Genomic DNA, 14,257 nt, shown 5'->3' on the forward strand with positions numbered 1-14,257 from the left:
GCGACCTATTCGGGCGCGGCATTTTAGCCATCCTTCACGATTTTATGGCCCAAATGTGGAGGGAATGTGGCCTGATTCGCAGTTTTGGATTGATTGTAAAGAAGAAACCGGCCCATATAGTGAAAAAAACAACAATAACCCGAGCAGTACAAGGACAGCACCAATGTCGAAGATCGCCCTTGTGGACGATGACAGGAATATTCTGACATCGGTTTCCATGACCCTTGAAGCCGAAGGTTTCGAGGTTGAAACCTACAATGATGGCCAGCAGGCCTTTGACGCATTTAGCAAGAAACTCCCCGATATGGCGGTTCTTGATATCAAGATGCCGCGGATGGACGGGATGGACCTGTTGCAGCGCCTGCGGCAGAAATCCTCGATGCCGGTGATCTTTCTCACCTCCAAGGATGACGAGATCGACGAAGTTCTCGGTCTGCGCATGGGCGCGGACGATTACGTGAAAAAGCCGTTCTCGCAACGGCTTCTGGTCGAGCGCATTCGCGCATTGCTGCGCCGTAAGGATGCGATCGACGGCACCCTGCCTGCCAGCGAAGCCGAAGAGGGCAAGGTCATCGAACGCGGCGAATTGCGGATGGACCCGCTGCGCCACGCGGTCAGCTGGAAAAACCAGGACGTGTCGCTTACCGTGACCGAATTCCTTTTGCTTCAGGCCCTCGCGCAGCGCCCTGGTTTCGTAAAATCCCGCGATCAGCTGATGGACGTGGCCTATGACGATCAGGTTTACGTGGATGACCGTACCATCGACAGCCACATCAAGCGCCTGCGCAAGAAGCTGCGCTCGGTCGATAGCGAATTCTCGGCAATTGAGACACTCTACGGTATAGGCTACAGATATAACGAAGAATAACCGTGGCTCTGGTCGAGGGGATCAACGTGCGTGACACGGCACACCGACCTGCCAAAGGCCGGGATGGAGATGTGGTTCTGGGCGAAGATTTTGTCGCCCCGGACAGCGTAGAGGAAGAAGTGCGCGCGCGGCGCGCGCGGCGCGGGATGACCTCGCTCCGCTCTTCGCCCCTGACGCGCAAGATCATCACCTTCAACCTGATCGCGCTCAATATCCTGGTCGCGGGCATTCTCTACCTCAATTCCTCGCGCGACGGGCTGGCGCAGCAACGCGCCAACGGCCTGAGGGGCGAGGCCGAACTGGTGGCCGACGTGTTCGAGGCGCAATTGCCCTCATCCGCGCCGGTGAATCTGGTGACCGGCGACGGCATCGACGTACAAGAGACGCTGGCAGGGCTCGATATCCTTAAGGGCGCCGAAGTGTTCGTGTTCGACGCAGGTGGCAATCTGGCCGGGCATGTGGTGGGCAAGCAGGCGCGCACCGACGACCGCGCGGTCGAGCATCCCACGCTTATCACCGATGCGCTGAGCAAGGTCTGGGGCTGGGTGTCCGCTCCGTTCATCTCGCGCAATCCCCCACCGAGGCAGAGCCTCGAGAACACCGTGCGCGCCCAGGTGCCGCTGGTTCTGACAGCCGGAACGCAGGTTTCATCGGGCGAAGTTGCCGGGGGAACGGTCTTTTCCGTTGCCACGCCGATCGAACATGACGGGCGGGCCATCGGCATGGTTGCTCTGGTCAGCCCGACGGGCGAGATTGACAAGCTGGTGATGGCCGAGCGCGAGCGCGTGTTGCAGATGTTCATCATCGCGACGCTGGTCTCCATCGGCCTCAGCCTGATCCTGGCATCGACCATTGCACATCCGTTGGCCGATCTGGCCGCCGCTGCCGAGATCGGCGGCGCGCGCAATCGCGGCAAACACGGGCAGGGGCGTATTCGCATTCCCGACCTGACCGCGCGTCCCGATGAGATCGGTCGTCTCAGCGGCGCATTGCGCGGCATGGTCGGGGCGCTCTACAACCGGATCGACAGCAACGAACAATTTGCCGCCGACGTGGCGCACGAGATCAAGAACCCGCTCGCCTCGCTACGCTCTGCCGTGGGCACCATGCGCGTCGCCAAGCGCGAGGATCAGCGCGAGAAACTGCTGGATGTGATCGAACATGACGTGCGCCGCCTTGATCGGCTGGTCAGCGACATATCGAACGCCTCGCGCCTTGACAGCGAGTTGGTCAAGGAAGAGGAGGAAGCCTTCGATCTGCTGACCATGCTGCGCAACCTTGGCCAATATCTGGGCGAAGAGGCACGGGGTAAGGGCATCGATTTCATCACCGATTTCCCCAAGGAAGCGATCGTGATCAGCGGATTGGAAGCGCGGCTGGCACAGGTGTTCGTCAACCTGATCTCGAACGCGACAAGCTTTTGCGAAGATGGCGATGCGATCCGCATCTGGGCACGGCGCCGCGAAAACCGGGTGCTGGTCGTGGTCGAGGATACCGGGCCGGGCATTCCCGATCAGGCGCTGACCAAGATTTTCCAGCGGTTCTATTCGCATCGCGATGCCAAGGATTTCGGCAATAATTCAGGGCTGGGCTTGGCGATCTCCAAGCAGATCGTCGAGGCGCATGGCGGCGTGATCTGGGCCGAAAACATTCGCCCGACCGACGCGGATATCACCTCGGACCCGCTCGGCGCGCGGTTCGTCGTCGGCCTGCCTGTCTGACAAACGATATGGGCGCGCCCAAACGCACCATCCCCCCGAATGCCATCACCGTGCACGCAAGCTGCATTGCGCTGGAGGGGCGGGCGCTGTTGATCCGGGGCCGGAGCGGGAGCGGGAAGTCGTCACTTGCGCTGAAAATGATCGGGCTTGGCGCCCGATTGGTCGCGGATGACCGGACGTGCCTGTGGCGGGCAGGGACGAGGCTGATGGCCGCCGGACCAGAGGCGATCCTGGGCCAGATTGAGGCGCGCGGCGTCGGTATTCTGAAGGCGCCCGTCGCCCCGCCATGCGCGGTGGCGCTGATCGTCGACATGGATCACGATGAGACCGAACGCCTGCCACAGTTTCACACCGATCACATTTGCGGGATTTCGCTTCCTGTTGTGCGAAAAATCGATGCGGCCCATTTTCCCGCCGCGCTCAAGCTATACCTTATAGAGGGACGTTCGGCGTAACCTGTTGATGCATGTTTCGCCGGGCGTGATATGAGTGACGTTTAAGCGTCACCTATTGCTTTGATGGAGCATCTCAAATGTCGCAAACGCAGAGCGCGCCATCCCTTGTATTAGTGACCGGCCCGTCCGGCGCGGGCCGCACCACGGCGATTCGCGCGTTGGAGGATATGGGCTATGAGGCGATCGACAACCTGCCGTTGTCGCTGTTGCCGCGCCTGATGGGCGATCCGATCCCGACACGGCCGCTGGCGCTGGGTGTGGACGCGCGCAACCGCGATTTTTCCACCCACGCCCTGATCGAGGCGATCGACCAGTTGGACCGGATCGCGGACAGAAAGATGCAACTGCTCTATATTGATTGTAGTGCCGAAGTCCTGCTGCGCCGCTTTTCAGAGACGCGCCGACGCCATCCGCTGGCCCCTGACGAAAGCGCGCGGGCCGGCATCGAGCGCGAATTCGATCTGCTTGGCCCGATCCGGGCACGGGCCGACCTGCTGATCGATACCTCCGAACTCAGCCCGCATGAATTGCGCGCGGCGTTGACCGATTGGTTCGGCCCAACCACCGGGCGCGCCCTCGCGGTTTCGGTGCATTCGTTTTCTTACAAGCGTGGCCTGCCGCGCAGTGCCGACCTCGTGCTGGATTGCCGGTTCCTGCGCAATCCCTACTGGCAGCCGTCGCTGCGCGCGCTTGACGGGCGCGACCCCGAGGTGGCCGCCTATGTGGCCGGTGATCCGCTCTGCGAGCCGTTCAAGGCAAAATTGCTCGACCTGGTGCAATTGTTGCTGCCCGCTTACGAGGCCGAGGGCAAATCCTACCTCTCGATCGCGCTTGGATGCACCGGCGGTCAGCACCGGTCGGTTGCAATCGCAGAATCTTTGACTGCGGCCCTTGCAGAGGCGGGCTGGCAGGTGTCAACTAGGCATCGGGAATTGGAACGTCGCGCCGCCGGAACTTCGGACAATCCGAAAGATACCGGCGGACGGTAAAGGGGTGTAAGCCTTGATCGGGATCGTCATCGTGGCGCACGGCGGCCTCGCGCGTGAGTATATGGCTGCAATAGAGCATGTTGTCGGCCCGCAGCCCGGAATGCGCGCGATCACCATCGAAGCCGACCATGATCGTGGTGCCAAGCAAGCTGAAATATGCGCCGCCGCAGAAGATGTGGACACTGGGACCGGGGTCGTGGTCGTCACCGACATGTTCGGTGGATCGCCATCGAACCTGTCGCTCAAGGCCTGCCAGCCAAAGGGCCGCCGGATTGTTTACGGGGCAAACTTGCCATTACTGATAAAATTGGCGAAAAGTCGGGATAAGCCATTGCCCGAAGCCGTACGCCAGGCGCTCAATGCCGGGCGCAAATATTTAGACAGCCAGAACATATCGGTGAAATAACCATGTCCGACGCAATCAGACGTCCGCTGGAAATCGTGAACGTGAAAGGCCTGCACGCCCGTGCGGCCGCCAAATTCGTGGAAGTGGTCGAAGGTTTCGATGCCACTGCCGAAGTTTTCCACGATGGTCAATCGGCTAGTGGTGACAGCATTATGGGGCTTTTGATGTTGGCAGCCGCCAATGGAACCACTATTGAACTTGAAACGCGCGGCCCCGATGCCGGGGCGCTGGTGGATGCCATCACGACGCTGGTCGCGAGTCGCTTCGGAGAAGATATGTAAGCGCTGACTGGCGCCGGACGAGGTGGGACTGTCCTAGTGGAGAAGCAAAGTGATGATCGGAAGGGCGAGGTGCCTGCCGGGACGGTGAAATTTACCAAGTATGACCGTCGCAGCCTGACCTATGCCAATTCCTTTGATAAACCTCTGACGGCCTTTGCGATCCGCGCGATCGAGCTGTTCACCGGCAAGCTGACGATCCTGCGGATGATCCGCACTTTCGAGAAACGCGGCGCGCCCACCGGCCAGCCGTTCTGGCGCGCTGCGTTGGGCACCATGGGCATTGACCTGCTCACCCCGGACAGCGAGCTGCTGAACATCCCGCTTGAGGGGCCGGTGGTGGCGGTTGCCAACCATCCGCATGGGCTGGTGGACGGCATGATCCTGGCCGATCTGATTGGCCGGCGCCGTACCGATTACAAGATCCTGACGCGCGCCCTGCTGACAGGCATTGACGAGGTCGCGGCCAGCTACATGATTTCGGTCCCGTTCCCGCACGAGCCGGACGCGCAGCGCAAATCAGTCGAAATGCGCGCCAAGGCAATGGCCCACCTGAAGGAAGGCGGGCTGATCAGTGTCTTTCCCTCGGGTGTCGTGGCCAATTCGGACACGTTTCTCGGCCCCGCGATCGAGCGGGAATGGAACGTCTTTACCGCGCAGATGATTCGCCGGTCAGGCGCCACGGTGGTGCCGATCTATTTTCCCGGTTGCAACAGCCGCTGGTACCAGATTGCCAATCGCATATCGGCGACGCTGCGGCAGGGATTGCTCTTGCACGAGGTGGTGCACAGCTGTAACCGCCCGCAGAAGCCGGTCGTCGGTGCGCCGATCAGCGCCGAGCGCATGAAGATGCTCGATAACGATCCGCGCGGTTTCATGACCTGGCTGCGCGAACACACTCTATCGCTGGGCAAGAACAACCCAACCTCAACAAAGGAAAAATAATATGACCATGATTACCCGCAGCCACACCAACCAACGCATGAGCCAGATCGTCAAGCATGGCGATGTCGTCTATCTGGCGGGGCAGGTGGGCAATGCCGGTGACAGCGTCGCCGATCAGACCCGCACCTGCCTGGCGAATGTGGAAGCTCTGCTGGCCGAGGCCGGAAGTGACAAGACCCGCATCCTGCAGGCCACCATCTGGATGGCCGACATGGCTGATTTCGCCGAGATGAACGAAGTTTGGGATGCCTGGGTGCCCGAGGGCAACGCTCCGACCCGCGCCTGCGGCGAAGCCAAGCTGGCCACGCCGGAATATCTGGTCGAAGTAATCATCGTCGCGGCCTGTGACGGTTCGCAAGCGGGCGGCCGCTAAGCGACATAACGACCAATGGCCGGGGTTCCGCCCCGGCCTGCCTCCTCCGTTTTTCGAAAGGCACGCGCAAATGTCTGGTCACGGCAGCCCCATCCCCATGTCTTCCGCGAAATGCGGCCCGCTTACGGGCACTGCGGAGGTGCCGGGCGACAAATCCATCTCGCACCGGTCGCTGATCCTGGGGGCGATGGCATTGGGTGAGACCCGCATCACGGGTCTGCTCGAGGGCGAGGACGTGCTGGACACGGCCCGCGCCATGCGCGCCTTCGGTGCCGAGGTCATCGATCATGGCGGCGGCACATGGTCGGTGCATGGCGTCGGCACGGGGGGATTTGCCGAACCCGATCACGTTATCGACTGTGGCAATTCGGGCACCGGTGTGCGGCTGATCATGGGCGCCATGGCGACCTCGCCGATCACCGTGACGTTTACCGGCGACGCCTCGCTTAACGGGCGCCCGATGGCGCGGGTCACTGGCCCGCTGGCGCTGTTTGGCGCACGCAGCGTGGGGCGTGAGGGCGGGCGGTTGCCAATGACCATCGTTGGCGCGGCGGACCCGGTGCCGGTGCGCTACGAGGTGCCGGTACCGTCAGCTCAGGTCAAATCCGCGGTGCTTCTGGCGGGGCTGAACGCGCCCGGACAGACCGTGGTGATCGAACGCGAAGCAACCCGCGACCACAGCGAGCGTATGCTGGCGGGCTTTGGCGCGCAGATTAGCACCGAAGAAACAGAAGCCGGCCGGGTGATCACCCTCACCGGCCAGCCAGAGTTGCAGCCGCAGACCATTGCCGTGCCGCGCGACCCGTCATCGGCGGCCTTTCCCGTCTGTGCCGCGCTGATCGTCGAAGGCTCTGACGTGCTGGTGCCTGGCATCGGCCTCAATCCAACGCGCGCGGGCCTCTTCACGACGCTGCGCGAGATGGGCGCGGACCTCAGCTATGAGAACGAGCGCCTTGAAGGCGGCGAGCCGGTGGCCGATCTGCGCGCGCGTTTCTCGCCGGATCTCAAGGGGATCGAAGTTGACCCGGCCCGTGCCGCCAGCATGATCGACGAATACCCGGTTCTGTCGGTTGTTGCCGCCTTTGCCGACGGCCCGACCGTCATGCGCGGGGTCAAGGAACTGCGCGTCAAGGAAAGCGACCGGATCGACGCTATGGCGGTCGGCCTGCGCGCCAATGGCGTTGAGGTGGAAGAAGGCGAGGATTGGTGGATCGTGCACGGGCGCGGCCACGGCAATGTCCCCGGCGGCGCCACCTGTGCCAGCCATCTGGACCACCGCATCGCCATGGCGTTCATGGTGCTGGGCATGGCAACGCAGGCCCCGGTCAGCGTCGATGACGGCAGCCCGATCGCCACATCATTCCCGATTTTCGAACCGCTGATGGCCGGTCTGGGCGCAAGGATCAGCCGGACCGAACAAGCGTAGACATCGCAGCGGCGCTGCTGGGGTTCAGCACGCGATCCAACGCTTGGTCTGCCACGATACCCAGCCGATAGTGCCGTCAGGCACCCGGACGAGGTGCCACGCCCGTTCCTTTGGGCCCAGCATCTCGATGCGCGTGCCCGATGGTAGTTTGTAGAGCCGCGTGCCGCTTTTGGAACTCGGCTCGGTCCGGAGCGCCAGCCAGGCGTCAGGCGGGCGCACATCGTAGACAACGCAGATTGGGTTCGCGGGCTTGGCCGGCACCTGCGTCGTCTGGCCACTCTGGTTCGATTGACCCGTCTGGTTTGACTGACCGCTCTGGTTCGATTGGCCTCCCTGGTTCGTCGTGGCGTTGTCTTCGGGCGTGCCGATATTGATCCTGTTGGGAAGTGGCATCTGGGCCGTCACCTGATCCTCGCACAGGCCAAGGCCGGGATAACAATCATCCCCGGTCTGGGCGGTCGCTGCGGACATGAAAAGGATGGCGAACAAGGCGATTGAATATCTCATGGCTCTCACATTCTAGAAATCTGGGAAAACGCTGGTCACAAAGGCTTCACCCTCGGTCAGCGCGGCGGAAATGTCGCTATCTGGGTTCGTGGTGTAAAATCGAAAGCCCGCGCGCAAAGCGACATGGCGCTCTTGGGGCGTGCCGTGGTGGCCGACATTGGTGAAATTGTTGTCGCCCAGTTCGAAAATCTTGCGCGCGAGGGTTTCAAGATCCTCGGGCTTGTGGCCGAACTTGGTCCCCATGTAATAGCCGGCGATGAAATCAGCGTGCAGCTCCAGGAACTTCACCGTCGAATGCGCCTTGGATAGGCGGCGATAGAGGGCGGGGTCGGAAAACTGGATGATATGCGCGAATTCATGCGCGATGACGCCCGCCACGATCGAGCCGCCGTAATAGGCCGAATTCAGATGTTCGGTCAAAAGGTCCAGCTGGTAGAGCACGGTGCCATCCGTCCCCGGCGTCTGGGGGAAAACCTCTGGCGTGGCCATCGCGTTCTGTATCCCGCCCGAATAGACGAAAAATGCCGGGCGCAGCCGGAAGAACCGTGACTGCGCCTGAAGCTCTTGCACCAGCGCTTGGTCGATGGAAGGCGTCCCCGTGCCGCTGAGGATATTCAGCGATTGCAGGTCAAACCCCGCATCCGTACCACAGAGCACAACCGAATGGTCATGCCCATCCGCATGGACGCTGCAGGTCATCGTCAGAATGCTGGCAAGAGACAATGCAAGGGCAGAGCCGACACGCCGCATGGATACGGGCAGTTCAAGAAGCATGTTCGTCACCGGAAAGGGATCTGGGACAGGACCCATCTTATGTGGAGGCATGTTGAGTTGGCAAGCTGCATGCGGGGCGGCCCGCTACGGGGTAGGCAGGGCGCAGGGTGTGATCTGGGAAAACTGGGCCCTCTGTCTTCGCGAAACTTCTCATCCCCGGACATGAAAAGGGCCGCCAATCCTTGTTGGATGGGCGGCCCCGGTGGTTTCAGGCGTTTGCTGCTTAGTTCAGCGCCTTGTCCGTGATGGCATGGGTCCACGCCGCATCACCCGGATGCGCGGTGATCACCGGATCGGACCCGCCCGACAGCAGCGACTGGATCGTGCGCTCGAAATCGGCGGGGTCGAGCGCGCCATTGCTGCCTGCGGTCAGCTTGGCAATCTCGCTCATCATGCGGATCTGATGCTCTTCGGTCTGTGCGCCCGAGGCGTCATTGTCCAGAACGATCATCGCCGCGTCTTCGGGGTGCTCCTCTGCCCATTTCCAGCCCTTCATCGAGGCGCGGACAAACCGAACCATACGATCGACGAACTCGGGATCTTCGAGGTTTTTGGCCAGCACATACATGCCATCCTCAAGCGTCGCGACGCCCTGATCCTCGTATTTGAACACCACCAGCTCCTCCGGTGTAAGGCCGGCATCGATGATCTGCCCGTATTCATTATACGTCATGGTCGAGACACAGGCCGCCTGACCCTGCAACAGAGGATCGACGTTGAACCCCTGCTTGAGCACGGTCACACCACCAGCCGAGCCGTCGGTGGCCAGGCCCAGTTTGCTCATCCAGCTCAGAAATGGGTATTCGTTGCCGCCGAACCAGACGCCCAGCGTCTTGTCCGCGAAATCTGCCGGGCTTTCGATACCTGCATCCTTGCGACAGGTCAGCATCATCCCCGAGGACTTGAAGGGCTGCGCGATATTGACCAGTTCCAGCCCCTTTTCGCGGCTGGCCATGGCCGACGGCATCCAGTCGATGACGACATCGGCGCCGCCCCCTGCAATCACCTGCGCGGGCGCGATGTCCGGCCCACCGGGCTTGATCGTGACGTTGAGGTCTTCCTCGTCATAAAAGCCCTTGTCCTGGGCAACATAGTAGCCCGCGAACTGCGATTGTGTGACCCATTTCAGTTGCAGCGTGACGTCATCGGCGGCCTGCGCGGCGGCAGCCCCCCAGATGCCGAGCGCGGCGATCCCGAACGTGGCTGTGAGTTTGTTCATCTTTTTTCTCCCTATTGTAACTGTCGTAATCGTTGAAAAGAGGCGGTCAGCGACCCCGTTGTGACGGATGCCAGAATGTCACTGCTTTCTCGATCAAAGCAACCCCGCCGTAGAACGCGCTGCCCGCCAGTGCGGCGACGACGATCTCGGCCCAGACCAGATCGATTGCCAACTGCCCGACCGAGATCGAGATGCGAAAGCCCATGCCCAGTGTCGGCGAGCCGAAAAACTCGGCGATGATCGCGCCGATAAGCGCCAGCGTGGTGCCAATCTTCAGCCCATTGAAGATGAACGGCATCGCGGCGGGCAGGCGCAGTTTGAACAGGGTTTTCCAATAGCCGGCCGCGTAGGTGCGCATGAGATCGCGTTGCATCGAGTCGGTATCCTCCAACCCCTGCACGGTGTTCACCAGCATGGGAAAGAACACCATCACCACCACCACGGCAGCCTTGGATTCCCAGCCAAAGCCGAACCACATGACCATGATCGGCGCCATGCCGATGATCGGCAGGGCGGCGGCGAAATTGCCGACGGGCAACAGCCCGCGCTTGAGAAACGGAAACCGGTCCACGGCGATCGCCATCACGAATGCAGCGCAGCAGCCCATGATATAACCCGACAGCGCGCCCTTGATGACCGTTTGCACGAAATCCCGCCACAAGAGCCCGGTCGAGGCGATGAATGTCTGTGCGATCAGTGACGGCGCGGGTAGCAGAACCTTAGATAGACCGAGCCCGCGCACCGCACATTCCCAGACCACGATCAATGTCAGCCCGAAAATGATCGGCACCGCCACCTGCGACACACGCCAGGATGGACGGCGCGCCAACCACACATTCAGGCTCCAGCCTGCGATCCACGCTATCAGCCCTGACAACAACCAGCCCATCATGCCATCCCCATGCGGCGCAGAGTATAGCGTTGAACCATCCCGATGATACCCACCATCAGCGCGGCCAGCGCGGCGGCCATCAGCAGGGCGCTCCAGATCTGGATGGTCTGGCCATAGTAACTGCCTGCCAGCAGTCGCGCGCCCAGCCCGGCCACGGCCCCCGTCGGCAACTCGCCCACGATGGCCCCCACCAGACTGGCGGCAATCCCGATCTTGAGCGAAGTAAAGAGATACGGCATCGACGATGGCAGGCGCAGGTACCAAAAGGTCTGCGCCGCGCTGGCATTCCAGGTGCGCACCTGGTCAAGCTGCATCGCGCTGGGGCTGCGCAGCCCCTTGACCATGCCGACCACGACCGGGAAAAATGACAGATACATCGAGATCATCGCCTTGGGCAGCAACCCCGAGATGCCGACAGCATTGAGGACCACGATGATCATCGGTGCGATGGCAATGATCGGGATGGTCTGGCTGGCGATCACCCAGGGCATCACGCTCATGTCCATGGTGCGGTTATAGACGATCCCGATGGCCAGCAAGGTCCCCAGGATGGTGCCCAGCAAGAACCCCAAAGCCGTCGCGCTGAAAGTGACCCAGCTGTGATAGAACAAGGATCGCTTGGAAAAACCGCGCCCCTTGAGCACCATCGCGCCGGTGGTCTTCCAGATCTCTGCCCCGACCTGATGCGGCGCGGGCAGCTTCGGCTTTTTCTGGCTCCAGGTGTCGGCCACCAGCTCTGAAAAACTCAGCTCGACCCCGGCCCGCGTGGCCTTGTCCTTGGCCCAGGGCGCATTGAGCGCGATCGCCGCGCCATACCAAAGTGCAAAGATCGTGGCCACGACCGTCAGGATAGGCAGAAGGTTGCGCATCACGCTGTCTCTAATTTCATCTTTCCGCAAATACCTGAATCGCTCGGCCTGAAGCAGGCGAAGTTCTCAGGTATTTTTAGAAAGATGAAAGGATTTTGGGTTGTACTGATTGCACGGTACAGGCTGAGGAGCCGATGACCGTGAAAGGTGAAAGTCCCCCGCCTGGTTGAAAGGGCAGGGGCAGGCGGGGCAGGGCGGTGATCAGTCATCTTCATGCCCCGCACGCAGCCCGTCGCGAACGCGGTGGGCGACTTCGATGAACTCCGGCGTGTCGCGGATATCGAGCGGGCGTGTCCGTGGCAACGGGCTGTCGATGACATCGGCGATACGGCCCGGGCGCGGCGACATGACCACGATCTTTGTGCTGAGGTAAACCGCCTCGGGGATCGAGTGGGTGACAAAACAGATGGTCTTTTGCGTATTGGCCCAAAGCTGCAGAAGCTGCTCATTGAGGTGATCACGCACGATCTCGTCCAGCGCGCCGAAAGGTTCGTCCATCAGCAGGATATCGGCATCAAAGGCGAGCGCGCGGGCGATCGAGGCACGTTGCTGCATGCCGCCCGACAACTGCCAGGGGAATTTCTTCTCGAACCCGGCCAGTTCGACCAGTTCCAGCACGCGTTTCACGCGCTCGGCCTGCGCCGCCTTGTCATAGCCCATGATCTCCAACGGCAGGCGGACGTTGCCGCCGATGGTGCGCCACGGATAGAGACCGGCGGCCTGAAAGACGTAGCCATAGGCGCGCGCGCGGCGCGCTTCCTCGGGGCTGGTGCCGTTGACCGTGATTGTCCCGGCGGTGGGCTGCTCCAGATCGGCCATGACCCGCAGGAATGTCGTCTTGCCACAGCCTGACGGCCCGATGAAGCTGACGAATTCTCCCTTGTGCACATCAAGGCTCACGTCCTTGAGCGCGTGAACCGGACCGTCGTTGGTTTGAAAGGTCAGCGACAGATCCTTGGCGGAAATGACCTTTGGGCCACCCAGATGAAGAAGGTCTCCGGTGGCCTCCTGCAATGCGTTGACCATTAAATCCCCGCCGGAATGTTCAGTGGATCGCGCTGGATCATTTTCGGTGCGGTGAGCGCCTTCCATTTCGACAGCGCCTGATGCGCCGACGGAAAGGCCGGGCGCGGGATGAACTTGCCGCGGCCGGGTTGCGGCTGGCTGTTCTGGCCCCAGCCCCAGATGACTTCTCCGCGGCTGATCGTGTAGCGCGAATTGGCCGTCACTTCGAAGCCTTCGAACACGTTGTAATCAAGGATCGAGTGGTGATTGGAATGCGAGATCGTCTTGGATATCTTGGGGTCCCAGACGACGATATCGGCATCCGCACCTTCGACGATGGCCCCTTTCCGGGGATAGATATTCAGGATCTTGGCCACGTTGGTGGAGGTTACCGCGACGAATTCATTCGGCGTGAGCCGCCCGGTCTCCACCCCATGCGTCCACAGCACCGGCATACGTTCCTCCAGCCCGTTGGAGCCGTTGGGGATGATGCGGAAATCATCACGCCCGGCGCGTTTCTGCGCAGAGGAGAACGCCGCGTGATCGGTGGCGACCACTTGCAGTGATCCCGATTGCAGCCCGGCCCAAAGGCTGTCCTGATGTGACTTGTTGCGGAAGGGCGGCGACATGACGCGCTGCGCGGCATAGTCCCAGTCAGTGTTGAAATAGACGCTCTCGTCCAGTGTCAGGAACTGCGCCAGCGGCTCGCCATAGACGCGCATGCCCTTTTGCCGCGCGCGCCGGATCGCCTCATGCGCCTGCTCGCAACTGACATGCACGATATAGAGCGGCACGCCCGCTGCATCGGCGATGCAGATGGCGCGGTTGGCGGCCTCGCCCTCGAATTCGGGCGGGCGGCTGTAGGCATGGCCTTCGGGCCCGGTGATGCCCTCGTCAAAGTATTTCTGCTGCATGTCGGCGACCAGGTTGCCGTTCTCGGCATGCACCATCGGCAGCGCGCCCAGTTCGGCGCAGCGTTTGAACGAGGCGAACATCTCGTCATCCTCGATCATCAGCGCGCCTTTGTAGGCCATGAAATGCTTGAAGGAATTGACGCCCATCTCGACGGCATCCTTCATCTCGTTGAAGACATCCTCGTTCCAGCCGGTGATCGCCATGTGATAGCCGATGTCGCTGCAGATCTGCGGCGCGGATTTGCGGTGCCATTCGTTGATCGCGTTCTTGATGGAGCCATCAGCGCCCGGCAGGCAGAAATCCACCAGCATCGTGGTGCCACCGCAGGCCGCCGCCCATGTGCCGGTCTCGAAGGTCTCGGCGGCGGTGGTGCCCATGAAGGGCATTTCCAGATGGGTGTGCGGGTCGATCCCGCCGGGGATGACATAGGCGCCTTCGGCGTCGATATACTCGTCGCCTTTCAGGTCCTCACCGATCTGTTTGATCGTCTCTCCCTCGATCAGCACGTCGGCTTTCCACGTGCGATCTGCGGTGCAGACGGTGCCGTTCTTGATGACTTTGGTGGTCATGGCGACTCTCCCTTCATTGCTGTTCCCGGTTTTATCTTCTGGCCGG

Annotated in this window: 16 protein-coding genes; 9 read left to right on the plus strand and 7 right to left on the minus strand. The window is 61.5% G+C overall.

Annotation, left to right across the window (positions count from 1 at the left end):
* Positions 1-163 precede the first annotated feature (163 nt).
* From O3306_RS13155 to aroA, 9 genes are all read left to right on the plus strand, one after another.
* The gene (locus O3306_RS13155; protein WP_272008061.1) at positions 164-868 is read left to right on the plus strand and encodes a response regulator transcription factor; all 705 of its coding nucleotides are present in this window, start codon (positions 164-166) and stop codon (positions 866-868) included.
* A gap of 2 nt (positions 869-870) precedes the next feature.
* A complete protein-coding gene (locus tag O3306_RS13160) occupies positions 871-2,589 on the plus strand; it encodes a sensor histidine kinase (protein WP_272008063.1) in 1,719 nt (572 codons plus the stop codon).
* Positions 2,590-2,597: 8 nt separating this feature from the next.
* Positions 2,598-3,044: an HPr kinase/phosphorylase gene (locus O3306_RS13165; RefSeq protein WP_272008065.1), complete on the plus strand. Its 447-nt coding sequence runs from the start codon at positions 2,598-2,600 to the stop codon at positions 3,042-3,044.
* 77 nt (positions 3,045-3,121) lie between these two features.
* Positions 3,122-4,033: an RNase adapter RapZ gene (gene rapZ / locus O3306_RS13170; RefSeq protein WP_272008067.1), complete on the plus strand. Its 912-nt coding sequence runs from the start codon at positions 3,122-3,124 to the stop codon at positions 4,031-4,033.
* A 13-nt stretch (positions 4,034-4,046) separates the two neighbouring features.
* Positions 4,047-4,439, plus strand: coding sequence for a PTS sugar transporter subunit IIA (locus O3306_RS13175; RefSeq protein ID WP_272008069.1), 393 nt, complete (start codon positions 4,047-4,049; stop codon positions 4,437-4,439).
* A gap of 2 nt (positions 4,440-4,441) precedes the next feature.
* On the plus strand, positions 4,442-4,720 hold the full coding sequence (locus O3306_RS13180) for an HPr family phosphocarrier protein (RefSeq protein WP_272008071.1): 279 nt from the start codon (positions 4,442-4,444) through the stop codon (positions 4,718-4,720).
* A 36-nt stretch (positions 4,721-4,756) separates the two neighbouring features.
* A complete protein-coding gene (locus O3306_RS13185; RefSeq protein ID WP_272008073.1) occupies positions 4,757-5,662 on the plus strand; it encodes a lysophospholipid acyltransferase family protein in 906 nt (301 codons plus the stop codon).
* 1 nt (position 5,663) lies between these two features.
* Positions 5,664-6,035 (plus strand): RidA family protein, encoded by a 372-nt coding sequence (locus O3306_RS13190; protein ID WP_272008075.1) that lies wholly within the window; start codon positions 5,664-5,666, stop codon positions 6,033-6,035.
* 70 nt (positions 6,036-6,105) lie between these two features.
* Complete coding sequence (gene aroA, locus O3306_RS13195) at positions 6,106-7,461, plus strand: 3-phosphoshikimate 1-carboxyvinyltransferase (protein WP_272008077.1); 1,356 nt, start codon at positions 6,106-6,108, stop codon at positions 7,459-7,461.
* A 24-nt stretch (positions 7,462-7,485) separates the two neighbouring features.
* Here the strand turns inward: aroA and O3306_RS13200 are convergent, their stop codons facing one another.
* The 7 genes from O3306_RS13200 to hydA form a co-directional block, all read right to left on the minus strand.
* On the minus strand, positions 7,486-7,968 hold the full coding sequence (locus O3306_RS13200) for an SH3 domain-containing protein (protein WP_272008079.1): 483 nt from the start codon (positions 7,966-7,968) through the stop codon (positions 7,486-7,488).
* Positions 7,969-7,980: 12 nt separating this feature from the next.
* Positions 7,981-8,742 (minus strand): hypothetical protein, encoded by a 762-nt coding sequence (locus tag O3306_RS13205; protein WP_272008081.1) that lies wholly within the window; start codon positions 8,740-8,742, stop codon positions 7,981-7,983.
* A 223-nt stretch (positions 8,743-8,965) separates the two neighbouring features.
* Complete coding sequence (locus O3306_RS13210; RefSeq protein WP_272008083.1) at positions 8,966-9,961, minus strand: ABC transporter substrate-binding protein; 996 nt, start codon at positions 9,959-9,961, stop codon at positions 8,966-8,968.
* A 46-nt stretch (positions 9,962-10,007) separates the two neighbouring features.
* The gene (locus tag O3306_RS13215; protein WP_272008203.1) at positions 10,008-10,850 is read right to left on the minus strand and encodes an ABC transporter permease; all 843 of its coding nucleotides are present in this window, start codon (positions 10,848-10,850) and stop codon (positions 10,008-10,010) included.
* Complete coding sequence (locus tag O3306_RS13220; protein ID WP_442970001.1) at positions 10,850-11,722, minus strand: ABC transporter permease; 873 nt, start codon at positions 11,720-11,722, stop codon at positions 10,850-10,852. Before O3306_RS13220 ends, O3306_RS13215 begins: the two co-directional genes overlap by 1 nt.
* A gap of 201 nt (positions 11,723-11,923) precedes the next feature.
* On the minus strand, positions 11,924-12,748 hold the full coding sequence (locus tag O3306_RS13225) for an ABC transporter ATP-binding protein (protein WP_272008087.1): 825 nt from the start codon (positions 12,746-12,748) through the stop codon (positions 11,924-11,926).
* Complete coding sequence (gene hydA / locus O3306_RS13230) at positions 12,748-14,211, minus strand: dihydropyrimidinase (RefSeq protein WP_272008089.1); 1,464 nt, start codon at positions 14,209-14,211, stop codon at positions 12,748-12,750. Before hydA ends, O3306_RS13225 begins: the two co-directional genes overlap by 1 nt.
* Between the last annotated feature and the right edge of the window lie 46 nt (positions 14,212-14,257).

The sequence above is a fragment of the Roseovarius sp. ZX-A-9 genome, from assembly GCF_028369135.1.
GTDB lineage: Bacteria > Pseudomonadota > Alphaproteobacteria > Rhodobacterales > Rhodobacteraceae > Roseovarius.